21 protein-coding genes and 1 riboswitch are annotated in these 23,964 nt (G+C 56.0%); of the genes, 10 read left to right on the top strand and 11 right to left on the bottom strand.

Annotated features, from left to right (window positions below):
* The first annotated feature begins 93 nt into the window (after positions 1-93).
* The 9 genes from FHW66_RS08805 to prmC all read left to right on the top strand — a co-directional run bounded on the left by FHW66_RS08805 (position 94) and on the right by prmC (position 8,445).
* On the top strand, positions 94-1,233 hold the full coding sequence (locus FHW66_RS08805; protein WP_183379411.1) for a BMP family ABC transporter substrate-binding protein: 1,140 nt from the start codon (positions 94-96) through the stop codon (positions 1,231-1,233).
* A gap of 336 nt (positions 1,234-1,569) precedes the next feature.
* A complete protein-coding gene (gene minC, locus FHW66_RS08800) occupies positions 1,570-2,370 on the top strand; it encodes a septum site-determining protein MinC (RefSeq protein ID WP_183379410.1) in 801 nt (266 codons plus the stop codon).
* Positions 2,371-2,450: 80 nt separating this feature from the next.
* Positions 2,451-3,266: a septum site-determining protein MinD gene (gene minD, locus FHW66_RS08795; protein WP_183379409.1), complete on the top strand. Its 816-nt coding sequence runs from the start codon at positions 2,451-2,453 to the stop codon at positions 3,264-3,266.
* 2 nt (positions 3,267-3,268) lie between these two features.
* Entirely contained in the window at positions 3,269-3,535 is a 267-nt protein-coding gene (minE, locus tag FHW66_RS08790; RefSeq protein ID WP_183379408.1) for a cell division topological specificity factor MinE, read from the top strand.
* A gap of 27 nt (positions 3,536-3,562) precedes the next feature.
* A complete protein-coding gene (locus FHW66_RS08785; protein ID WP_183379407.1) occupies positions 3,563-4,273 on the top strand; it encodes a response regulator transcription factor in 711 nt (236 codons plus the stop codon).
* A 178-nt stretch (positions 4,274-4,451) separates the two neighbouring features.
* Positions 4,452-5,753: a glutamyl-tRNA reductase gene (gene hemA / locus FHW66_RS08780; RefSeq protein WP_183379406.1), complete on the top strand. Its 1,302-nt coding sequence runs from the start codon at positions 4,452-4,454 to the stop codon at positions 5,751-5,753.
* A 111-nt stretch (positions 5,754-5,864) separates the two neighbouring features.
* Positions 5,865-6,944: a peptide chain release factor 1 gene (prfA, locus tag FHW66_RS08775; RefSeq protein ID WP_183379405.1), complete on the top strand. Its 1,080-nt coding sequence runs from the start codon at positions 5,865-5,867 to the stop codon at positions 6,942-6,944.
* A 174-nt stretch (positions 6,945-7,118) separates the two neighbouring features.
* Positions 7,119-7,589 carry a disulfide bond formation protein B gene (locus tag FHW66_RS08770; protein WP_183379404.1) on the top strand — a complete coding sequence of 157 codons (471 nt, stop codon included), beginning with the start codon at positions 7,119-7,121 and terminating at the stop codon, positions 7,587-7,589.
* Between the two features lie 43 nt (positions 7,590-7,632).
* Positions 7,633-8,445 carry a peptide chain release factor N(5)-glutamine methyltransferase gene (prmC, locus tag FHW66_RS08765; protein WP_183379639.1) on the top strand — a complete coding sequence of 271 codons (813 nt, stop codon included), beginning with the start codon at positions 7,633-7,635 and terminating at the stop codon, positions 8,443-8,445.
* A gap of 24 nt (positions 8,446-8,469) precedes the next feature.
* Here the strand turns inward: prmC and FHW66_RS08760 are convergent, their stop codons facing one another.
* The 7 genes from FHW66_RS08760 to FHW66_RS08730 form a co-directional block, all read right to left on the bottom strand.
* Positions 8,470-12,066, bottom strand: coding sequence for an indolepyruvate ferredoxin oxidoreductase family protein (locus FHW66_RS08760; protein WP_183379403.1), 3,597 nt, complete (start codon positions 12,064-12,066; stop codon positions 8,470-8,472).
* Between the two features lie 243 nt (positions 12,067-12,309).
* Entirely contained in the window at positions 12,310-13,191 is an 882-nt protein-coding gene (phhA, locus tag FHW66_RS08755; protein ID WP_183379402.1) for a phenylalanine 4-monooxygenase, read from the bottom strand.
* A gap of 47 nt (positions 13,192-13,238) precedes the next feature.
* A complete protein-coding gene (locus tag FHW66_RS08750; protein ID WP_255458908.1) occupies positions 13,239-13,925 on the bottom strand; it encodes a GNAT family N-acetyltransferase in 687 nt (228 codons plus the stop codon).
* A gap of 32 nt (positions 13,926-13,957) precedes the next feature.
* Entirely contained in the window at positions 13,958-15,232 is a 1,275-nt protein-coding gene (locus tag FHW66_RS08745) for a multifunctional CCA addition/repair protein (protein WP_183379400.1), read from the bottom strand.
* 26 nt (positions 15,233-15,258) lie between these two features.
* Positions 15,259-15,957, bottom strand: a complete 699-nt coding sequence (locus tag FHW66_RS08740) for a glutathione S-transferase family protein (RefSeq protein ID WP_183379399.1) — start codon at positions 15,955-15,957, stop codon at positions 15,259-15,261.
* Positions 15,958-16,030: 73 nt separating this feature from the next.
* Entirely contained in the window at positions 16,031-16,999 is a 969-nt protein-coding gene (locus FHW66_RS08735) for a complex I NDUFA9 subunit family protein (RefSeq protein ID WP_183379398.1), read from the bottom strand.
* Between the two features lie 47 nt (positions 17,000-17,046).
* Positions 17,047-19,002, bottom strand: coding sequence for a lytic transglycosylase domain-containing protein (locus FHW66_RS08730; RefSeq protein WP_183379397.1), 1,956 nt, complete (start codon positions 19,000-19,002; stop codon positions 17,047-17,049).
* Positions 19,003-19,028: 26 nt separating this feature from the next.
* Between FHW66_RS08730 and FHW66_RS08725 the strand changes: the two genes are divergently transcribed.
* Positions 19,029-19,607: a 5-formyltetrahydrofolate cyclo-ligase gene (locus tag FHW66_RS08725; protein ID WP_183379396.1), complete on the top strand. Its 579-nt coding sequence runs from the start codon at positions 19,029-19,031 to the stop codon at positions 19,605-19,607.
* Between the two features lie 83 nt (positions 19,608-19,690).
* Here the strand turns inward: FHW66_RS08725 and metF are convergent, their stop codons facing one another.
* The 4 genes from metF to metK all read right to left on the bottom strand — a co-directional run bounded on the left by metF (position 19,691) and on the right by metK (position 23,915).
* Positions 19,691-20,533 carry a methylenetetrahydrofolate reductase [NAD(P)H] gene (gene metF / locus FHW66_RS08720; RefSeq protein WP_183379395.1) on the bottom strand — a complete coding sequence of 281 codons (843 nt, stop codon included), beginning with the start codon at positions 20,531-20,533 and terminating at the stop codon, positions 19,691-19,693.
* A gap of 46 nt (positions 20,534-20,579) precedes the next feature.
* Complete coding sequence (locus tag FHW66_RS08715; protein ID WP_183379394.1) at positions 20,580-20,918, bottom strand: phage holin family protein; 339 nt, start codon at positions 20,916-20,918, stop codon at positions 20,580-20,582.
* Positions 20,919-21,030: 112 nt separating this feature from the next.
* A complete protein-coding gene (ahcY, locus tag FHW66_RS08710) occupies positions 21,031-22,479 on the bottom strand; it encodes an adenosylhomocysteinase (RefSeq protein ID WP_183379638.1) in 1,449 nt (482 codons plus the stop codon).
* Positions 22,480-22,527: 48 nt separating this feature from the next.
* Positions 22,528-22,608: riboswitch (S-adenosyl-L-homocysteine riboswitch) on the bottom strand.
* Between the two features lie 143 nt (positions 22,609-22,751).
* The gene (gene metK, locus FHW66_RS08705; RefSeq protein WP_183379393.1) at positions 22,752-23,915 is read right to left on the bottom strand and encodes a methionine adenosyltransferase; all 1,164 of its coding nucleotides are present in this window, start codon (positions 23,913-23,915) and stop codon (positions 22,752-22,754) included.
* Between the last annotated feature and the right edge of the window lie 49 nt (positions 23,916-23,964).

The raw sequence follows: 23,964 nt of genomic DNA, 5'->3' as shown, positions 1-23,964 counted from the left end.
GTATTCGGCATTGCTGCTGATTGTTTTTGTTTCACATTGCTTGCTGCTTTTTTTGCTTCATTTACTCAACCAACACTGCCCAGGGAGAAATACATGAGAATTTCGCGCAGAGCCTCGATTGCGATGCTCGCTACATTGGCCGCCGCCAGCTTGATCGGCTGTGGCAAGAAGGAAGAAGCGGCACCTGCCCCAGCACCTGCTGCGGCTACCGCACCGGCTCCTGCGGCCGACCCGCTGAAGGTAGCGTTCGTCTACGTCGGCCCGGTTGGCGACGCTGGCTGGACCTTTGCCCACGACAGTGGCCGCAAGGCAGTCGAAGCCAAGTTCGGTGACAAGGTCAAGACCACCTTCGTGGAAAACGTCCCTGAGTCTGCTGCCGATGCCGAGCGCGTATTCCGCCAGTTGGCGACCGATGGCAACAAGCTGATTTTCGGTACTTCCTTCGGCTTCATGGAAGCGATGCTGAAAGTCGCCAAGGAATTCCCGGACGTCAAATTTGAACACGCAACCGGTTTCAAGACTGCCGACAATCTGGCCCAATATGATGTCCGCACCTACGAAGGTGCATACCTGGCTGGCGTCGTCGCAGGCAAGACCTCCAAGACCGGCAAGCTGGGCGTGGTGGCGTCAGTACCGATTCCTGAAGTGATCCGCAATATCGATGCGTTCACCCTGGGTGCCCGCTCGATCAATCCTAAGGCCACTACCCGCGTGGTCTGGGTCAACAAGTGGTTTGATCCGGGCAAGGAACGTGAAGCGGCGACAACTCTGATCGGCCAGGGCGTTGACGTGCTGATGCAAAACACTGACTCGGCTGCCGTGGTGCAAACTGCGCAAGAGAAGGGTGTGCACGCATTTGGCTGGGATAGCGACATGACCAGCTTTGGTCCCAAGGCCCATCTGGCTGCTTCCATGAACAACTGGGGTGTCTACTACATCGCACGTGTACAAGCCGTCCTCGATGGCACCTGGAAGAGTGGTACCAGCTGGAATGGCATCAAGGAAAATGGTATTGATCTGGGTGCCTTCAATCCGGATGTTCCGGCCGACGTGAAGGCATTGATCGAAGAACGCAAGAAGGGTATCGCTGACGGCAGCGCACCGATCTGGAAGGGTCCGATCAAGGACAATACCGGTAAGGAAGTGGTTGCCAAGGATGCCGTGGCCGATGATGGCTTCCTGCATGGCATCAAATTCTACGTTGAAGGCGTAGACGGCAAGGTTCCGGGCTAAGTCGACAGCTGAATCTGAGCCTGCCGGCGCCGGTGTAAGCCTGAAAACTTGCATCGGCGTCAACATTTCCACATCCATTTCTGCACTACCCTGCCAGCTGCTGATGCCGCCGGCACGTCCTCCGCCCTCCCCACCGACGCCAGTTTCTGTCGAACATGCCTAATTTGCTGTATTTGCGGCCATGAGGCGCTATCCCGCCGTCAGCCTGACTGTATAATGCAAAACCATCGTGTATCCGGCCTGCTGCCGCCTGATCGCGACGAGATATAACAATTTCACGCTCCCCGAACGCAATGATGCTTGTGCCGTGCTGTTAGCGCGGTCGCTGAACAATTTATGCAAAAAAACCGCAAACCGATCGATATCAAAATATCTACGGTGGTCGCCATTTCTGCGATTCTGCACGAAACCGACACTGCCGCCCTGGAGCAAGCGCTCAAGGAAATGACCGGTGGCGTTTCCGACTTCTTTGAAGACGAATTCGCCGTGCTGGATCTGTCCGCACTCGATTGCCAGCCCGATACCATCGCCTGGAGTGCACTGGTGGCCTTGTTCAAGCGCTACCGCCTCAACGCGGTGGCGGTCCGCCACGCGCCCGAGAGCCTGCACGCAGAAATCATTGCGCAGGGCCTGAGTATCGATAGCGGCGCAGTACCACGGCAACCGGCCGAGACACCAGTGGCTACCGCACCCACGCCAGCGCCAGTAGCAGTGGCGGCACCGGCTGAAGCCCCCAAGCCGGCATGGGCCGCAGCAGCGCCCGCTCCGACACCAGCAGCAGCACCGCCCAAGCCTGTCAGCACCATGATTGTCGATACGCCAGTGCGTGCCGGCCAACGAATCTATGCCCGTGGTGCTGATCTGGTGATCATGGCTGCGGTCAATAATGGCGCTGAAATCATTGCCGATGGCAGCATCCATGTGTACGCCCCCTTGCGAGGCCGGGCACTGGCCGGTGCCAGCGGCAACACCAGCGCGCGCATCTTTGCTGCCAGTCTGGAAGCTGAACTGGTCTCCATTGCCGGGGTCTACCGTACATTTGAAAATGGCCATCCCGCCGAGCTGGCACAACAACAAGTGCAGGTGCGCCTCAATGGCGACCGTATCGATGTCTTGCCAATCAACGGTAAAGGCTGATTGGCTGATCAACTGATGAGCTGAGCGGTGCATCTGCAAACAAGTACATTCAAATTAACTGATTTTCTAAGGAGTCTTTTGTGGCAAAAATCATCGTTGTGACATCGGGTAAAGGTGGCGTCGGCAAGACGACTTCGAGCGCCAGTTTCGCATCGGGACTGGCGTTGCGCGGACACAAGACGGTCGTCATCGACTTCGACGTCGGCCTGCGTAACCTGGACCTGATCATGGGCTGCGAACGCCGTGTGGTGTATGACCTGATCAATGTGGTCAATCAGGAAGCGTCGCTGAATCAGGCGCTGATCAAGGACAAGCACTGCGACAATCTGTTCATCCTGCCGGCCTCGCAAACCCGCGACAAGGATGCCCTGTCGGAAGAAGGCGTTGAGCGCGTACTGGGTGAACTGGCGAAGATGGACTTCGAATACATCATCTGCGACTCCCCTGCCGGTATTGAGCACGGTGCTGTTATGGCACTGACCTTTGCCGATGAAGCCATCATCGTCACCAATCCGGAAGTCTCTTCGGTACGCGACTCGGACCGTATCCTCGGCATCATCCAGGCCAAGTCGCGCCGCGCCCTGCATGGTGGCGAGCCGGTCAAGGAACATCTGCTGATCACCCGCTATTCCCCCAAGCGTGTGGACGCCGGTGAAATGCTGTCGTACACCGACGTTCAGGAAATCCTGCGCATTCCACTGATTGGCATCATTCCTGAGTCCGAATCGGTGTTGCAAGCTTCCAACCAGGGTAACCCAGCGATTCACCTGAAGGATACTGACGTCTCTGACGCCTATCTGGATCTGGTCAGCCGCTTCCTCGGTGAAGATTTGCCATTGCGCTTCACAAGCTACGAAAAGCCGGGCCTGTTGCAGCGTATTTTCGGAGGTAAGTAATCATGGCTCTGCTTTCCTTCCTGTTTCCGCCGAAGGCCAAGACCGCCACGGCGGCGAAAGAACGCCTGCAGATCATCATTGCGCGCGAGCGCGGTGGCCGTCAGGGTCAGGGGTATGACTTTTTGCCAGCCTTGCACAAGGAACTGATTGAAGTCATTTCCAAATACACCAAGGTCGATGCGGACGACATCAAGATCTCGCTGGATCGTCAAGGCAACCTGGAAGTGCTTGATGTCAACGTCGTGCTGCCCGACAGCGACGCGCCCTAAGTGCCGCCGATTACTGCGGCGACCGCCATGCAAATTGCCATCCTCAGTCAGACTGGCAGTGATATTGCGCTCATTTCACGCAATCTTTCGCCGCACCACTGCCAGGGCGTGCCTACTGCCGCCGATCTGCCTGCCTTGTCGGCACAGTTGCTGATCATTGACCTGGCCACCGCCGGACAACAACTCACAGCATTGCTGCAACGTGCCCATGAACAAGCTATTCCGGTATTGCTTTTGGTCGCCGATCAGCCAAATGAGCTGGCGATCCTGACGGCGTTGCGCCGCGAGCATGCCAGCTGGCATCTTCTGGACGCTGAATTCAAGCCACTGCAAAGGCACGCCATCAATGCGCGTGTGCGCCTGCTGTTGCGACTGGCTTATCCGGACTATCAGGACATACCAGTACAACAGATTGGCGACTATCTGTTTGAACCGGCCACCTATCGCGTACGCCATGGCGAGCACAGTGTAGCCTTGACCAGCAAGGAGTTTGCCCTTGCCCTGTTGCTGTTCCGCCATCTGGGACGCCCGCTGTCGCGCGCTTACCTACAGGAAAGCATCTGGGGGCCAGAGTCAGAAGACGCCTTGCCGACACGGACCATCGATACCCATATCGCACGTCTGCGTAGCAAGCTGCAACTCAAGCCGGAGCATGGGTTCAGGCTGGCAACGGTGTACGGTTACGGCTATCAGCTGGAGCAACTGGTTGATGGACAAAGCGCAGTGGCACCCCAATAAAGTTAACAAAAAGACAATTTCCCTGTTGTTTTGCTGCGCTTTCCGGCACTCCTTGATAGTCAGCTTATATAGTCATTATTGATACAGTTCAAAGCTCGATGACGCGCAACGCGTATAATGATGATTGAATTTTGTCAGTTTATTGCTCCACTTTTTACGTTGTCGCTCCCGAAAAATCATGCATTTGCTTGCCGTCGGACTCAACCACACTACCGCGCCGCTATCGCTGCGTGAGAAGGTGGCATTTCCGGCCGACCAGATTGGTCAGGCGGTCGCCTCTGCGCGCGCCTGGTTCGGTCGTAGCGATTCCAGCACAAGTCATGCGCAAACTGGCGAAGCAGCCATTCTGTCGACCTGTAACCGCACCGAACTCTACGCAGCCAGCACCAAGGTAAATGGTGGCGTTGACGATGCCATCGATAGCACTGCCCACTTCCTGGCCGACCACCATCAATTGCCGTACGCCGAGCTGCGCCCTTTCCTGTACGCGCTGCCGCAAGACAATGCGGTACGTCACGCGTTCCGGGTTGCTTCCGGGCTCGACTCGATGGTGCTCGGTGAGCCGCAGATTCTCGGACAAATGAAAGATGCAGTTCGCCAGGCAGAGGCTGCCGGCGGACTGGGTACCTACCTGCATCAGCTGTTCCAGCGTACCTTTGCGGTCGCCAAGGAAGTACGCAGCACCACGGAAATCGGTGCCCACAGCGTCTCAATGGCAGCCGCTGCGGTGCGGCTTTCGCAACGTATCTTTGATTCCATCTCTGGCCAGCATGTCCTGTTCATCGGCGCTGGTGAAATGATTGAACTGTGCGCTACGCACTTTGCGGCGCAGAATCCCAAATCGCTGACAGTGGCCAACCGCACCCTAGAACGCGGTGAAACTCTGGCACACCGTTTCAATGGCGCCGCGCTGCGTCTGGCAGACCTGCCAACAGAGCTCTCACGCTTTGACATCATCGTCTCCTGCACTGCGTCTTCCTTGCCGATCATCGGACTGGGTCTGGTGGAACGCGCCGTCAAGGCACGTCGTCACAAACCGATTTTCATGGTCGATCTGGCGGTGCCACGTGATATCGAGGCGGAAGTCGCGCGCCTGGATGACGTCTTCCTCTACACCGTGGATGATCTCGCCTCGGTGGTACAAAGCGGTGTCGAAAACCGTCAGGCTGCCGTCGCGCAGGCCGAGGCCATCATCGAAACCCGGGTGCAGTCGTTCATGCACTGGATCGATCACCGTGCCATGGTGCCGCTGATTCAGGATCTGCATGACAGTGGCGAAGCACTGCGTCAGGCCGAACTGGAACGTGCCCGTCGTATGCTGGCCAAGGGTGCCGATATCGATCAGGTACTGGAAGCCCTGTCCAAAGGTCTCACCGCCAAATTCCTGCATGGCCCGCAACAGGCCCTGCATCACGCCCAGGGTGACGAGCGTAGCCAGCTCGTCAATCTGCTGCCTCAACTGTTCCGCGCCAAGCGTTAGCTTCCCTTTGCGCTAGCCGCTGCCGTCACAGGCACTGCGGCTGTACTGCCTGCCCGGGCGCATCTGCCCTGCCTCCCTTTGATTTTTGTACATTCGATTGCAGACCTACTCATGAAACCCTCCATGCTCGCCAAACTCGACCAGCTCGCCGAGCGGCTGGAAGAACTCAATAGCCTGCTGGCACAAGAAGATGCCACCGCTGACATGGACAACTATCGCAAGATGACGCGCGAACATGCTGAACTGGGTCCGCTGGCCGCGCTATATCACGACTACACCCAAGGCGCGAAGGACATCAGCACGGCACAGGAACTGCTGGCCGACCCTGATATGAAGGACTTTGCCCAGGAAGAGATCAATACGGCCAAAGCCCGGATGGAGGCACTGGAAAGCGATCTGCAAAAGATGCTGCTGCCTAAGGATCCCAATGATGAACGCAATATTTTCCTGGAAATTCGTGCCGGTACCGGTGGCGATGAATCAGCGCTGTTCGCAGGCGATCTGCTGCGTATGTATACGCGCTTCGCCGAGCGCAATCGCTGGCAGGTCGAAATGATGTCAGCCTCGGAATCAGAAATCGGCGGCTACAAGGAAGTGATTGTGCGCATTGCCGGCTTCGGTGCGTATTCGCGTCTTAAATTTGAATCAGGCGGTCATCGGGTCCAACGCGTACCAGCGACTGAAACACAGGGACGTATCCACACCTCGGCCTGCACCGTAGCAGTCATGCCTGAAGCAGACGAAGTTGAGGATGTGGATATCAATCCAGCCGATATCCGTATCGATACCTATCGTGCTTCAGGTGCCGGTGGCCAGCACATCAACAAGACTGATTCTGCGGTGCGTATCACGCATATGCCGACCGGTATCGTGGTGGAATGCCAGGATGATCGCAGCCAGCACAAGAACAAAGCCTCGGCACTCAAGGTGCTGGCCGCGCGTATCAAGGATGTACAACTGCGCGAACAGCAATCCAAGGAAGCCGCAACGCGTAAATCGCTGATCGGGTCAGGTGACCGCAGTGAGCGTATCCGTACCTATAACTTCCCACAGGGACGGATGACCGACCATCGCATCAACCTGACCTTGTACAAACTCGACTTCATCATGGACGGTGATCTGGAAGAACTGACCAATGCCCTCATTACCGAACATCAGGCGGAGTTACTGGCACAATTGGGTGACGATTGAGAATCGCTGCGTCACGCTGATCGTTAGCAGAAACGATATCAATCGAGATTGATTGTCGCTTGCCGTGGCACAATGCAGCGACGCTGGAACCTATTGCAAGAGACGATCTCTGAGGTACTGCCTGAATTCAGGAAAATCCAACAACATCAAACGCTGACTCACTCTCCCGATCCCATGAAATCTTCCAAACTCCTGTTGCTGTCGGTCGCTGTCTCCTGTGTCGCCCTGCTGGGCGTTGCCTTGTATCTGCAGATCGTCGAAGAAATGACACCCTGCCCGCTGTGCATCATCCAGCGTTATCTGTTTGCCGCAATCGCGATCATTTGTGTGATCTTCGCGCTGTTGCCAGCCCGCGCCGGCCGCACCGGCTCAGGTCTTGCACTGCTGGCAGCACTTGGCGGCGTTGGCACTGCCTGCTGGCATCTTTGGGTACAGGCTCATCCAGGTACCACCTGCGCGATTGATCCGCTGGAAACCGCACTCAATACCGCGCCCACCGCCAAGCTCTGGCCGATCCTGTTTCAGGCCGATGGACTGTGCTCGATGCAATACCCATTCCTCGGTCTGGCAATCCCGAAATGGTCGCTGATCTGCTTCGTGCTGTTGAGTCTGGTACTGGCACGGCGCTTCTTCAAACGTGGCTGACACCAACGCTAACTTGAACTCTTCCGCCTACTTTACGCCCGGCATGTCGCTGGCAGCAGCATTGCGCAGTGCACCGCTGGATACCCTGGAAAACCGGATTCTGCTCAGCCATGCGCTGCAACTGACAAGAATCCAGTTGATCACGCAGTCGGAGCGGTCCCTGAGCAGTGATGAGGTCTTGCAATTGACAGCGCTGTTTGAACGTCGACTCCGCGGCGAACCGATTGCCTATATCGTCGGTGAGCGCGAATTTTTCGGTTTGCCACTGCAAGTCACACCGGCGGTATTGATCCCGCGTCCAGAGACTGAACTGCTGGTCGAACTGGCGCTGGACCGGCTACCACCCGGTGGCTGGGGGCTCGATATGGGTACCGGTTCAGGCGCTATTGCTGTCGCTATCGCCCACACCCGTGCCGACGTCACCATGACTGCACTCGATATCAGTGAAGATGCCCTGCTGGTGGCTCGCAGCAATGCACAACGCCATGGCACCAGCGTGCAATTTTTGCACAGCAACTGGTATGAAGCGCTAGGCACGGATATGCGGCATGCACTGGACCTGATCGCTGCCAATCCGCCTTATATTGTCGCGGGCGATACCCATCTGTCGCAGGGTGATTTGCGCTTTGAACCGGTCAGTGCCTTGACCGACCATGCGGATGGCTTGTCGGCATTACGCATCATCGTCGATGGTGCCAAAGTGTTCCTGAAACCGCATGGCTGGCTGCTGATGGAACATGGCTACGATCAGGTTGACGCCGTGCGCGAGCTGCTCAGCGCCCAGGGCTTTACCGAAGTGCAGAGCTGGAATGATCTGGCAGGGATCGCGCGCGTCAGCGGTGGCCGACGCGCTTGAATTAGTCCCTGCCTTCGACTCTGATCAGGCGGCTTCCTGACTGCCTCCTGCAACCGGCTGTTGCTGACCATGATAGGTCTGCAGCAACGCGGCTTGTTTTTGTGTAGCGGCCTTCAGGTGACGCTCCTTGACGTGGCCATAACCACGAATCTCCTCCGGAATACGTGCAATGGCGACAGCCTGTGCCAGGTTCTCCGGCGTCAGCTTTGCCAGCACGTCAGCAATCGTAGTGCGATAGGCCTCAATCAAGGCGCGCTCCTGCTTGCGCTCGGCGGTGTAGCCAAACGGATCAAACAGCGATCCGCGCAAGAAGCGTAACTTCGAAAGCACGCCAAACGCCCGCATCATCCACGGACCATACTGCTGCTTGAGCAGATGACCATTGGCATCATGCCGTGCCAGCAGCGGTGGCGCCAGGTGGAATTTCAGCTGGTAGTCACCTTCGAACATGGCTGCAATTTTTTCGCGGAAGGCCGGTGCAGTGTAAAGTCGTGCCACTTCATACTCATCCTTGTAGGCCATCAGTTTGAACAGATAATTGGCAACTGCATGGGTGAGCTTGAGCCCGTTTCCAAGGTTGCCAAAGCGACTCTCTACAGCCCTGACCTGTTCCACAAATTCACTATATTGGCCGGCATAGGCAGCGTTCTGATAATCGCTCAGGAATGCGACGCGCTTGGCAATGACCTCATCAAGCTTGGGTGGCAACTTGAAATCGATCACTTGCGCGGTCATACCATTGCGACGCGCGGCCAGCTCTACCGCAGCAGTATCATGTGCCGCAGCACGACCCCAGCCAAAGGCCTGCTTGTTGAACTCGACCGACAGGGCATTGAGCTCGATGGCTTTGAGAATTGCGGCTTCTGACAACGGCACCCAGCCTTTTTGCCACGCGTAACCAAGCATGAACATATTGGTGGCAATCGCATCGCCCATGAGTGCGGTGGCGATATTACCTGCGTCGATAAAGGCCACACCCTGCTTGCCGCAGGCTTGCTCAATGCTGCCCTGTGCCGAAGCGGCAGGGAACTGCCAGTCGGGATTACGGACGAAAGCAGCGGTAGGCATTTGCGTCGCATTGATGGCAGCACGGGTTCGTCCCTCACCCATGCGCGAGAGTGCATCGCGACTGGCACTGACAATGACGTCGCAACCAATTACCAGATCAGCAGCACCGGTGCCAACACGCGTCGAATACAAGCCATCGGTATCGCTGGACAAGCGCACATGCGACATCACGGGCCCCCCCTTTTGGGCCAAGCCACTCATGTCCAGCACCGAGCAGGCACGTCCTTCGACATGCGCTGCCATCGCGAGAATCTGACCAATGGTGATGACGCCGGTGCCGCCGATGCCGGTGACAATGATGCCGTAATGATCCGTCAGTGCAGGCAGCACTGGCTGCGGCAACGTCGGCAGGGCAACGCCATCGCTAGCGGCAGGAGCAGTCTTCTTTGCCTTTTTCAGCTTGCCACCTTCGACGGTCACGAAGCTGGGGCAAAAACCGGTTACGCAAGAAAAATCCTTATTGCAGGAGGATTGATTGATCTGACGCTTGCGACCGAATTCGGTCTCCAGCGGCTCGACCGACAGGCAGTTCGATTGCACACTGCAATCGCCACAACCTTCACAAACGGCTTCGTTGATGACGGCACGTTTGGCCGGATCAGGGTAGGCATCACGTTTGCGACGGCGACGCTTTTCCGACGCGCAGGTCTGGTCGTAGATCATCGCCGAGACACCTGATACTTCGCGCAATTCTCGCTGCACCGCATCGAGCTCGCTACGATGACGAATAGTGACGCCTTCGGCCCAGCGCGTGCCGGGTGGATATTTATCGGGCTCGTCGGTGACAACGATGATGGGTTGTACATTTTCGGCAGCCAGCTGACGCGAAATCATCGCCGGGTCGAGTGGTCCATCGAACTCCTGACCACCGGTCATGGCCACTGCATCGTTGTAGAGAATCTTGTAGGTAATATTGACCTTGGCCGCTACCGAAGCGCGCACCGCTAACAAACCAGAGTGGAAATAGGTGCCATCGCCAAGGTTGGAAAACACATGCTTTTCGCTGGTGAATGGTGCCTGCCCCACCCAGGTCACGCCCTCCCCGCCCATGTGCGAGAAAATCGTTGATTCCCGATCCATCCAGGTCACCATGTAGTGGCAACCAATCCCAGCCAGACCGCGGCTGCCTTCGGGTAGCTTGGTCGAGCTGTTGTGCGGGCAACCAGAGCAGAAATGCGGGATGCGATCTTTTTCGGGATCCGGTTTGGTGCTGATGTTGAGCGTGGCTTCCTTCGCTTCCAGATAGGCAATTCGCTGTTTGACACGTTGCTCAATCGGATGGCCAGCAAAGTATTTGGAAATGCGCGTGGCAATCGCCCGCGCAATTTGCGCCGGATTCAGTTCATAGGTCGCAGGCAGCAGCCAGTTACCGTGACCTTCGCGCGGTGAGCCACTCCATTCTCCGGTGTCATCGAACTTGCCAACCACCCGTGGACGAACATCATCGCGCCAGTTATAGAGTTCTTCCTTGAGCTGGTATTCCAGAATCTGGCGCTTTTCTTCCACCACCAGAATTTCATCCAGCCCTTGTGCGAACTCGCGCACGCCTTCCGCTTCCAGTGGCCAGGTCATGCCGATCTTGTAGAGACGCAGGCCAATGTCGCGCGCAACCTGTTCATCAATGCCGAGGTCTTCCAGTGCTTGTCTGGTATCGAGATAGGACTTGCCGGCGGTGATGATGCCGATACGAGCATGCGGACTGTCCCAGATGATTTGATTGAGCTTGTTGACCCGCGCGTAGGCCAGTGCCGCATACCACTTGTAGACATTCATGCGGGCTTCCTGCTCCAGCACGGTATCGGGCTGGCGGATATTGAGACCGCCCGCTGGCAGAGCAAAGTCCTGTGGCAAGATCGGTTGCACACGTTGCGAGTCGATCATCACCGACATACCCGACTCAACGATATCGGTGACGCATTTCATGGCTACCCACAAGCCGGTATAGCGGCTCATGGCCCAGCCGTGCAAGCCGTAGTCCAGATATTCCTGGACCGATGAGGGATACAGCACCGGGATACCACAGGCCTTGAGAATATGTTCGCTCTGATGGGCGGTGGTGGAAGACTTGGCGGCATGATCATCGCCGGCAATCACCAGCACACCGCCGTGGCGTGAGGTGCCCGCCATATTGGCATGTTTGAAGACGTCTCCACAGCGATCTACGCCCGGTCCTTTGCCGTACCAGAGCGAGAATACGCCGTCATATTGCGCGCCCGGGAACAGGTTCACCTGTTGCGTACCCCAGACACTGGTGGCAGCCAGATCCTCGTTCATGCCGGGATGGAATTTCACATGCGCGGCATCCAGATATTTTTGTGCCTTGGCCGCAGTCTGGTCCACGGTGCCTAGTGGTGAACCGCGATAGCCGGTGATGAAACCGGCAGTGTTGAGTCCGGCCTGTACATCACATTGCCGTTGCAGCATGGGCAGACGAATCAACGCCTGTATGCCAGTCATGAAGACCCGGCCATGCTGCAGCGAATATTTGTCGTCCAGGGAAATGGCGTCCTGCAATAGCGCCTGTTGGTTTGCTACCGTGAGTGGTGCATTCATGCGTTTGTCTCCGTGCCAAAAATTGTGTCTTTGTTGCACTTGAATCCGATCGGGATCCGGTCAAAACATCTCTGCCTTGTGAGCTGGATGTTTCCTTTTTTAGTGAGACGACATTAGCACAACGGCAGCGAGACTGCTACGCACGGCGCAGCATGGAAACAGGGGGCAGACATAAAAAAACCTGCCACAAGTGGGCAGGTTGCCGGAAAATATTATACGTCTGACAATAAAAACCAATTCACTTCATGGGCTGGCCGGCAGATTGATTTCCCCTGCCAACAAACTGTTGGCGGGTAACGCCTCCAGTGTGTTCAGGTGGGCATATAGCGGTGTAAAGTCAGGATGCGTATCCTCAAACAATTGCTCAAAATCACGAATCACGAAGTAAGTCTCCTGATACGAATCGATCTTGTACAAGGTCCGCATGACGCGCTCGACATTAAACGGAATGCGCCTGGGTTGCGAATTACGCAGGCAGTGCTCAATCTCGCCACCTGAAGACAAAATACCGGCACCATAAACGCGCAAGCCTTGCGGACTTTCGATCAACCCAAACTCGATCGTGTACCAATATAGCCGCGCCAGCAAGCCCAGACCATCAAGCTTGAGCGCCTTTAAACCGCCTTTGCCATACTCTTGCAGGTGATCGGCAAAGACGGAATTGAACAGCAACGGTACGTGACCAAAGAAGTCATGGAACACATCCGGCTCGACAATGTAGTCAAACTCATGCGCTTCACGCAGCCAGACCGTGACCGGAAAACGACGGTTGGCCAGGTGCTCGAAAAAGGTGTGGTCCGGCACCAGCCCCGGGACCGCAACCAGCTGCCAGCCGGTCGCCTTATACAGCGCCTCGCTGGTCTGATCGAAACGGGGAATCCCGTGGGAAACATCCAATGCGGCCAGGCTGTCGATAAAGACGTCACAGGCACGGCCGGGAATCAGCTTGGCCTGGCGCTCATAAAGGCGCCGCCATAGGGCGTGCTGGGCAGGGGTATAGGCGTCCCATTGCTGGGTGACAACAAAATTCTGGTCGGCCAAGGTATAGTCGCCGCGTAATGCGCCGCTATCGGATTTAGTGGCAACGCTGGCGAAGAAGTCGGCGGTGCTGGCGGTACTGTTCATGATCTGGATGCGTGAAATGCCAAGCCCCGTATTATGCGCTCAACCGGCTAGGCTTTGGGCTTGCCGATACCAGTGACCTTGGTCAGCCATTTCAGCAAGGCACGCACATTGGACTTAACGATGTAATCCAGCATCGCCGCCTGTTCCTCAACGGCCTCCTGCAATACTGTGACCGAATTGGCTGGTTTGAGCTTGAGGTAGGCATCCGCTTCGCCGTAATCGCGATGGATTTCCATACCTGCCTTGGTGGCGATATGCATCATCACTTTGTTGGACGACAGACAATGCATGTACAAGGTATCGACGTCAGCATTGCGGCAACGCATGGCACCGCGCTCAAACAACTTGGTACCAACTCCCATACCGCGTGCAGCCGCCGATACCGACACCCCGAATTCGGCAATACGGGCCTTGATGGTGGCGCCGCTGACACGCGAAGTTTCTCGCGGCGCGAACGCCAGATGGCCGACGCCAAGCAGCCGCAATTTGCGGTCATAGACGCCAAATATCGTATCGCGGGAAAAATCGAGCTGCTCTACGTAGCGCGTCACAAGCTCATCGGACAGCTTGGTACCAAAGCGCAGCAGCCGGTCCTTTTCTTCCAGTGCCAGGAAATGACGCAGTAGGTGTCGACGTGAACGAGGCGACAACTCCTTGACCAGAATCATTGGCTTTTCGGAAGCCTCGGCAATGGCGTAAAGAATACGTTTGCACCGCGTCACGCGCTCTGCCATGCGATCAAGAAATGTCGACATGATGACCTGACTCAGACATCTGAAGTAGGGTTGGACTGCGGGCCTGGCTGCAGGGTGGGCTGCTGGTTCGCCACCTCAACATACGCTTTTACTGCCGCGATACGCGCGGCAAGAATCGCCTCCGGAATGCGCTGAGGCTGCTCCCGCAATCGGCCCGCAATCGCGCCCGCATCCACCGCTTGCGCCACCTGCAAGGCACCCAGCAGATAAGGGCGCTGATCGAAACTGACTTCTTCAAAACCGGTACGCCCACGCCGGTCGCATTCGGATGCCAGCAACATATCGTCGAAACGCTGCGGTTTGCGCCAGCCGTCACAACGCGTAATCAGATCAACGATGGTGGCGGGCCGTAACTCAAAAGCCCGACCAACATTGCCATGCTCACGTGCGGTGATGAGTGCCAGGTCACGGTAATCATTGGGAATCTTGAGTCGTGCACAAATACCTTCAACCAGCGTAACACTACGCCCTTCATGACCGTGATGGCTAGGCCACAATGCCGGAGATGTCGTCCCCTTGCCGAGATCATGAAACAAGGCAGCCAGTCTTACACCCATTGAGTAGGCACGTGCAGCAGCATAATCGAGCACCATCATCACGTGCACACCGGTATCGATTTCCGGATGGTAGCGCGCCGGTTGCGGCACACCCCACAAAGCATCCAGCTCTGGCAGGATACGCGCCAGGGCACCGCAGGCACGCAATACTGCAAACATGCGTGATGGTTTCTGCTCCATCATGCCGCGCGCCAGTTCCTGCCACACCCGTTCTGGCACCAGTGCGTCGACCTCTCCTTGCCGCACCATATCCTGCATCAGTGCATTGGTTTCAGGTGCAACACGGAAGTCCACAAATCGCGCAGCGAAACGCGCTACCCGCAGAATTCGCACAGGATCTTCAACAAACGCGGGGGAGACATGACGGAACACCCGTTCATGAAGATCGGCTTGGCCATCAAAGGGATCTATCAGCACGCCATCCTCACCTTTGGCAATGGCATTGATAGTCAGATCGCGACGCGCCAGATCCTGTTCCAGCGTGACTTCGCTGTCGGTATGGAACACAAACCCGCGATAACCGGGAGCGGTCTTGCGCTCGGTACGTGCCAGCGCGTATTCCTCTTGCGTCTGGGGATGCAGAAAGACCGGAAAATCCTTGCCGACCGGACGATATCCTTGCGCCAGCATCTGTTCGGGCGTAGCACCAACGACCACGTAATCGCGGTCCTGCACCGGCAAGCCGAGCAGTTCATCACGTACTGCGCCACCAACAGTATAGATTTGCATGTTTCCTGCGACCTCGATAGCCGTGGTCAATGATCGGGCAATACTTCGGTCTCCGCCAGCGCGCCGGCGATCCAGCTGGCCACGGCAGGATGCGCAGCGACCCGATCACAGTAGGCCTGCAATGCTGGCGCCAGCGACACCTGATAGGTACGGAATCGCATCACCACCGGTGCAAAGTAAGCATCGGCAATCGAAAAATCACCAAACAGAAATTCGTGGTGACCGAATTTGGAGAGACAGTCTTCCCAGATTTCACAAATGCGGCCAATATCGCCCTGCGCTTCCGGGGTACGTCCACGGCCAGGATAACTGGCCCGAATATCCATGCTCATGGCGCTGCGCAAACCGCCAAAGCCGGAATGCATTTCAGCACAGATGCTGCGTGCCACGGCCCGGGCGGCAGTTTCCTTCGGCCACAAGGCGCGTTCGGAACATTGCTCTGCCAGATACTCACAGATTGCCAGCGAGTCCCAGACAGTGAGCTGTCCATCAATCAATACCGGTACTCTGCCAGCGGCACTGTACTCGGCGATGTTGGTGTCGGTATCGGGCTGATCGAGACAGATACGCACTTCCTGAAAAGGAATGTCAAACGCCGTCAGCACCACCCAGGGGCGCATCGACCACGATGAATAGTTCTTGTTGCCAATCACCAGGGTCAAGATATTTCTTCGGGCTTTTTCCAGCGTTTGTGACAACACAGCATCGAGTTCAGTATTCTGCATGCAACATCCTTAGGGGTGAAGAGAGTCTTGCGTTCATGGCCCGCATGTTGCGCGCCCGTAGCCGAGGAGTTTATCAGCGTCTGGCATTGCGACGCCAGGCGTCCAGCTGCTGCTGCACATTCACTCCGGCAAGATAGCGCGGCCCGACCTGCTCCAATGCCGTCGGCACAATCCCTAGTTCGACCGCCATTGGCGCACTAGCGATATTATCAACCCGCATCGAAGCCAGATTGTCGCGGCTCATCAATTGGCCTGGTAAGTGCTCCAGACAAAATGCTTGCAAGCTTGCCAATGTAGATGGCAACCCGATGATCGGGCGCGGATGACCGGCATAGATGCCCGCCAGATGGACCAGTTGTCGCAAGGTATATATCTGTGGCCCGGCCAGCTCAAAAATCTTGCCAGCGCCAATCTGGTGCTGCACAACGGCGACGACTGCCTCGGCTACATCACCGACATAGACCGGCTGGAAGCGTGCTTCAGCACCACCGAGCGGGACCACCGGGAACAGCTTCTGCAAGGCAGCAAACATATTCAGAAAATGATCCTGTTCACCAAACACGACGGATGGCCGCAATACCGTGGTGACGATTTCCGGGCTGGACAAGACCGCCGCTTCGCCAGCGGCCTTGGAACGCAGATACATGGAAGGTGCCTGTATGTCAGCGCCAATCGCGCTGACATGGACCAGACGCTTGATCCCACGGCGCTCACAGGCTGCCACGATCTTGCGCGGCAGATCGACATGAACTCGCGCGAAATCCGGACCATAGGCAGTGCCAGCAGGTCCACGGCGAGATTGCAGAATACCGACCAGATTGATGACCGTATCGACGCCATCCATGAGGCGCTCCAGCGCCGCTTCATCATGGATGTCGGCGACGACGGTACGAACCGTCGGCATGACCAGCAAGTGCTTGCTTGATTCGTAGCGCCGCGTCGGCACTGTAATGCGAGGCGCGGCGCCACGTGCCAGTCGCGCAATAACTTGACTACCGATGAAACCGGTACCACCGATGACCAGAATATTCTTGTACGCCATGAGTACCCTTCTCGTTGTTTGTCGTTGTTCGCCTTACCACCATGACATCAAGGCAAATCAGTTGGTGCATCAACCTTTGGTCCGACCATGCCAAGCCGCTGTTTGAGCGACTGCGGCCGGTTTTCAAAAATGGCGGCGTAATACGTGGCATTGGACATAACATTCTTGACATAGCCACGGGTCTCATTGAAAGGGATCGTCTCGGCAAAGATGGCCCCCTCCACCGGACCTGGCAAAGTCGCACGCCAGCTGCGCGGGCGTGATGGCCCGGCATTGTAGGCTGCGGTGGCAAGTGCCTGCGAACCATCCAGATTGTTGAGCACCATGTTGAGATAATTGGTACCCAGCAAGATATTCGTATTGATGTCATTGATCTGATCCTGACTGAACTCAGACATCCCGATCTTGCGAGCGACATATTTTGCGGTCGACGGCATCAGTTGCATCAAACCGGATGCACCAACGTAAGACTTCGCATTTTTGATGAAACGCGACTCTTGTCGGATCAGGCCGTAGACCCAGGCATTCTCCAGTCCGAGCGCACGGGTGCTGGCAGTCATTTCCGTCAAATGGGGCGCGGGAAAGCGTTGAGTGAAATCCATCTCGGCGCGGGTGCGTTCGGAGGTATTGACCATCCGGTCCAGCACATCGCTTTGTCGGGCAAACTCTGCAGCGGCCAGCAATTGCCGGTCGTTCATCTTGCGCAGTTCCCAGTTCCACTCGCGGATACCCTCAAAGCGCATGTTCAGATCGTAGAATTTGAGCGCCCGCTTGAAACCTTCGTTTTGCGCCATGGGTGCAATCTCGGCAGCAGTTGCCGGCACAGGTCCGGGAGGAATCACAATTTTCTTGCCCAATTCCTCAGTCGCCAGCTGCCCATAAAAGCCGACATTCGAGGCAATCGATTGAAACAGCTTTTGTGCGGCCTCATTCTGTCCATCCTGGCGCAGTGCGCGTGCCTGCCAGTAAGTCCAGGTAATGTCCGAACGCAACGACGCCGGCATAACATCAATGGTGCTGCGCAGCAACTTCCAGTCTCCTGCACGCAAGGCGATACGCGCTTTCCACTGATAGGCTTCGTAGGACAGAGGGACATCACGTGTCTTGCGCCAGTAGTCAATCGCTTCCGGTGTCAGTTTCATGGAGGCCTGCAGCGCAATCTGGGCCCAGGCCGTTGCCTGCTCCTGCTGAGACAGGCCGCTGGCAGTATTAAGCAACATGCCCGCTTGCTGCGCATTGTTACGCGCTACCCGACCCAGTGCCACGATGTAGAGTTCATGTGCAGTGCGGGTTTTCCCCGGGCCACGTGCCAGTAATGGGCCCGGCTTGTCGATCGCCTGTTGCAGCACGACATCGGTGCGGTCATTGAAAACCGCAGCAGCACGGCGTGCTACGGTAGGACTCCCCGCCTCGACTGCCTGCCGGATTTGAGCCCAGATATCATTGTCGTCAAATTGATGATTCTGGAACAAGGTGACAATCAAATCACTGCAACCCTGACCATAGTCTTTGGGACTGATCAGCGCAGCACGCGCCTCATCAGCCACATTCTGGCCTTTTAGCGCACGCGAAGTGAGTGCAAAACATTTCACCTGTACGTCATCGTTGAGAATGAACAAGGGATACTGCTCATCGAAGGTGGCCCAGTCACCATTTTTACCCAACGCCAGCAACCAGTCGTTGCGCAGGCGATCAGCAATGGCGCTACCATCATAGCGATTCAGAAACTCGCGAATTTCAGCCTGTGAAGCGGTGAAATCACGCACACGCGGCTTGAGGCGATAATAGTCAACGTAGGAAGGAATGACATAATCAGGCAAACGTGAGGCCAGCGTGAGCGCGGTCGCAGAGTCATCTGCCCGGACCGCATCCCGCAGCGCCAGGAAAATGTCATCCGGTGCAGCATCAGACGGCAGTTTTTTTTGCGCCTGGGCTGGTAGCGCCAGACTGAAGGCCAGAGTGAAAGCGCAAGTAATGGCGCACACAGATTTCTTAAATTGCATTCTGAGACAATCCTAGTTGGAACAAGATGACAACAGCAACAATAGTACGCGATCACGAGAACAGCGACGAACCTTCTGCGAAGTCTGCCATCCGCAAACAATTGCTGGAACAACGTCGCCAGCGCAGCAGCGCTGACCAGGCTGCGGCAGAAGCTGCCATCTGCGCGCGTCTGCTGGCATGGTGGCAAGCCCATCCGGTCAGCAGCCTTGGCGTCTACCATCCAATCCGGCGCGAGCCCGATCTGACATCGTTCTATAACGCCTTGAGCAGGCAAGGCGTGCACCTGTCATTACCAATTATTCGTGGGACTGCATTGCCACTGGAATTTATCGCCTGGACACCCGGTGAAACCCTCGTCAAAGATGCCTTGGGTACCTTGGTACCGGCCTCGGACATTACCGTACAGCCACAGGCACTCGTGATTCCTTGTCTAGGTTTCAATGCCGATCGTCTACGGCTCGGTTATGGTGGCGGCTTCTATGACCGCACACTGGTACAGTCGCCTCGCCCCTTCAGTATTGGCGTGGCTTACAGCGATGCGGAAGTCATATTCGCCGGTGAAGAACACGACATTGCCCTGGACTTGATTGTGACTGGTCCCTGACACTGCGTCTCGCACAGTCCAATAAAAAAGCCGGCAGCGTGCGCTTGCCGGCTTTGTCACTCGATCCGCAGAGAAAGCTGCAATCAATCGACCAGTCGTTGCCAGATCGCCATCGTGGCGTTGGCCTGATTGAGCGTATAGAAATGCAGGCCCGGTGCGCCACCCTTGAGCAGGCGTTCGCACAGCTCGGTCACCACATCCAGCCCAAACGCCCGAATCGACTCGGTGTCGTCACCATAACTTGCCAGCTTGAGACGAACCCAGCGCGGGATCTCGGTACCGCACATATCCGAAAAGCGCATCAATTGCGAATAATTGGTAATGGGCATGATGCCGGGAACAATCGGAATTTCCACGCCTTGCTTGCGCGTCTGTTCAACGAAGTGGAAATAGGCGTCCGCATTGTAAAAATACTGGGTAATTGCGGCATCGGCACCGGCTTTTACCTTGCGCGCAAATTGCTGCACATCATCTTGAGGCGAGCGTGCCTGTGGGTGCATTTCAGGGTAGGCACCGACTTCGATATGAAACCAGTCGCCGGTTTCAGCGCGAATGAATTCGACCAGCTCATTGGCATAGCGAAATTCGCCAGAGGATAAGTCGACTGCACCGTAACCGCTAGGCAAATCGCCGCGCAATGCCACCAGACGCTTGATGCCATGCGCCTTGTATTCCTTGAGGATGGTGCGCAAGGTGCCACGTGAGCTACCGATGCAAGAAAGATGCGGTGCGGCTTGATGACCTTCTGCCAGAATTTCCAGGACGGTATCCAGCGTACCTTGCTGGGTAGAACCGCCGGCACCAAAGGTCACCGAAAAATATTTAGGCTGCAACTCGGCCAGCTTGGCACGAGTAACGCGTAATTTCTCCACGCCCTCAGGGGTCTTCGGAGGAAAAAACTCAATGCTGAAATTATGTGATGTCATGACAAGCGTGATTCTGTATCAGGAAGAATGTGTCAGTACTGAAGTGTCACGATTTAAGCAATAGCGTCGACAGCGCCCACGAAACGATGCTGTAGACGATCGCACCGCCGACTGCAGACCAGAAGCCAGCAACGTGAAAACCACCGACCAACTGCGCCACGACCCAGAACATCAGTCCGTTAATGAGCAGGATGAATAAACCGAGGGTCAACAGCGTGACCGGCAGGGTCAGCACGACCAACACCGGACGCACCAACGTGTTGACGAATCCTAATATCAGGGCGGCAATGAGCGCAGCACCGAAGCTGTCAACCTGCACCGAGTGCATCAAATAAGGAACAGCAAGCAATGCAAGCGCATTGACCAGCCAGGTAAGCAACAACATGGAACGTCCTTCGGGGATAAGCGGATGATGCGATCAAGAATTGGATGCCATTCGCAAACTAACACCTGCCTGGCGACAGATATTATCGTCACCAGGCAGAGTCATTACCAGATTAGTAACGGTAATGTTCAGGCTTGAACGGGCCTTGCTGCTTCACACCAATGTAGTCAGCCTGCTCCGGCGTGAGCACGGTGAGCTGTGCGTTGAGCTTCTTGAGCTGCAGGCGGGCAACTTTTTCATCGAGGTGCTTGGGCAGGGTGTAGACACCGACCGGATAGTCCTTGGTATTGACGAACAATTCAATCTGCGCAATCGTCTGATTGGCAAACGAGGAGCTCATCACATAGGAAGGATGGCCGGTAGCACAGCCGAGGTTGACCAGACGTCCTTCGGCCAACAGGATGATGCGCTTGCCGTCCGGGAAGATCACGTGATCGACTTGTGGCTTGATGTTTTCCCAGGTGTATTGCTTTAACGCTGCGACTTCGATTTCATTGTCGAAGTGACCAATGTTGCAGACAATCGCCTGATCTTTCATCTTCTTCATGTGCTCGTGTGTGATCACATGATAGTTGCCGGTTGCTGTGACGAAAATGTCAGCATGCTCGGCCGCGTAATCCATGGTCACTACACGATAGCCTTCCATGGCTGCCTGCAGCGCACAGATCGGATCGACTTCCGTCACCCAGACCTGGGCCGACAATGCACGCAAAGCTTGTGCAGAACCCTTACCAACATCACCATAGCCAGCCACGACTGCAACCTTGCCGGCGATCATGACATCGGTAGCACGCTTGATACCGTCGACCAGCGACTCACGGCAACCGTACAGATTGTCGAACTTGGATTTGGTCACGGAATCGTTGACGTTGATAGCAGGGAAAGCCAGCTTGCCTTCCTTATGCATCTGATACAGACGATGCACGCCGGTCGTGGTTTCCTCAGTCACGCCCTTGACTTGTGCCAGACGCGATGAATACCAGTTGGTATGCGTGGCGAGACGCTTCTTGATCGAGTTGAACAGGCAAATTTCTTCTTCCGAAGTCGGATTGTTGAGCACGGAAGCATCCTTTTCCGCGCGTGTACCGAGGTGCAACAACAGGGTCGCATCGCCGCCATCGTCGAGAATCATGTTGGCTTGCTGGTCTTCTGCGCCCGGCCATTCGAAGATACGGTGGGTGAATTCCCAGTAGTCATCCAGACTCTCGCCCTTGAATGCAAATACTGGCGTACCTGCATCAGCGATTGCAGCAGCGGCGTGATCCTGGGTCGAGTAAATATTGCAGGATGCCCAACGCACCTTGGCGCCAAGCGCTTCGAGCGTCTGGATCAGCACCGCTGTCTGGATGGTCATGTGGATTGAGCCGGTGATGCGCGCACCCTTGAGTGGTTGCGTGGCAGCGAACTCTTCACGGATGGCCATCAGGCCAGGCATTTCGGTTTCGGCGATGCGAATTTCCTTGTGACCCCATGCTGCGAGGCCAATATCGGCGATGACATAGTCATTGAAACCGGTGCTTGCGCTGGATTGCAAGTTGGAAATAGTGGAATTGGCATTCATGGCTGCGGCGTTGTTCACGCCCTCCTTTCATAGAAAATCAGAAAAAAAGTAACGTGAGCGCAGTTGCGGTGTGACGGTATCAAGCCTGGCAAAACCGCTGTGGGTTTCGTCGCAACGCTCCTTGATACGGAAAGGCATTGTAAATCACTTCTCACATGCAATGCCAGCACATACGAGAGCTCCGTTGCTAAACAGAGCAACAAGCAAAGCGTCATGCGCTTTGCTTGTTATTTTTGCATCGCAGATCAACGATCCGGATGCAATTTCTTCACTTAGAAACCTGCTGCGGCACGCAGGGCAGCCGCCTTGTCTGTACGTTCCCAGGTGAATTCCGGCTCTTCGCGACCAAAGTGACCGTAAGCTGCCGTCTTCTGATAAATCGGACGCAGCAGATCAAGCATCTGCACAATACCCTTTGGACGCAAATCGAAATGCTCCAGTACCAGTTTTGCCAGCTTTTCATCACTGATCTTGCCAGTACCAAAGGTTGTCACCATGACCGACGTTGGCTTGGCGATACCGATAGCGTACGACACCTGAATCTGGCAACGTGATGCCAATCCTGCTGCCACGATGTTTTTCGCCACATAACGACCTGCATAGGCCGCAGAACGGTCAACCTTCGAAGGATCCTTGCCAGAGAAAGCGCCGCCACCGTGCGGTGCAGCACCACCATAGGTGTCAACAATAATCTTGCGGCCAGTCAGACCGCAATCGCCTTGCGGACCACCAATCACGAAACGACCAGTCGGATTAATCAGGTAGCGGGTGTTTTTCAGCCATTCTGCCGGCAGCACCGGGCGGATGATTTCCTCGATCGCGGCTTCTTCAATCGCCTTGTGTTCCATTTCTGGTGCATGCTGGGTCGACAACACGATGGTATCGATCGCTACCGGACGACCATCCACATATTTCAGTGTGACCTGCGATTTCGCATCAGGACGCAACCACGGCAGGCGACCATCCTTGCGCAGCTGGGACTGACGCTCGACGATACGATGCGCATAGTAAATGGCGGCTGGCATCAGTTCTGGTGTTTCATCGCAGGCATAACCAAACATCAGTCCCTGGTCGCCGGCACCCTGGTCCAAATCCAGACCGCGTCCTTCATCCACACCTTGGGCAATATCAGGGGATTGTTTGTCGTAGGCAACCAGAACAGCGCAGCTCTTGTAGTCGATACCATAATCAGCATTGTCATAGCCGATGCGCTTGATGGTTTGACGCGCGATATCAATGTAGTCTACGTTGGCACGTGTCGTGATTTCACCAGCCAGTACCACCAGACCGGTATTGCACAGGGTTTCTGCGGCAACGCGCGAACTTGGATCCTGGGTGAAGATCGCATCCAGAATGGCATCAGAAATCTGGTCGGCGACCTTGTCTGGATGACCTTCGGAAACGGATTCGGAAGTGAAAAGATATTCGTTTGACATGCAGGCTCCTGAGGGAAAGATGGGTTTATGTCTGTCGCGACTACATCTT

Origin of the sequence: Herbaspirillum sp. Sphag64 (genome assembly GCF_014192645.1) — a bacterium.
Taxonomy (GTDB): domain Bacteria; phylum Pseudomonadota; class Gammaproteobacteria; order Burkholderiales; family Burkholderiaceae_D; genus Herbaspirillum.
This window is presented reverse-complemented; position numbering and strand designations above follow the sequence as displayed.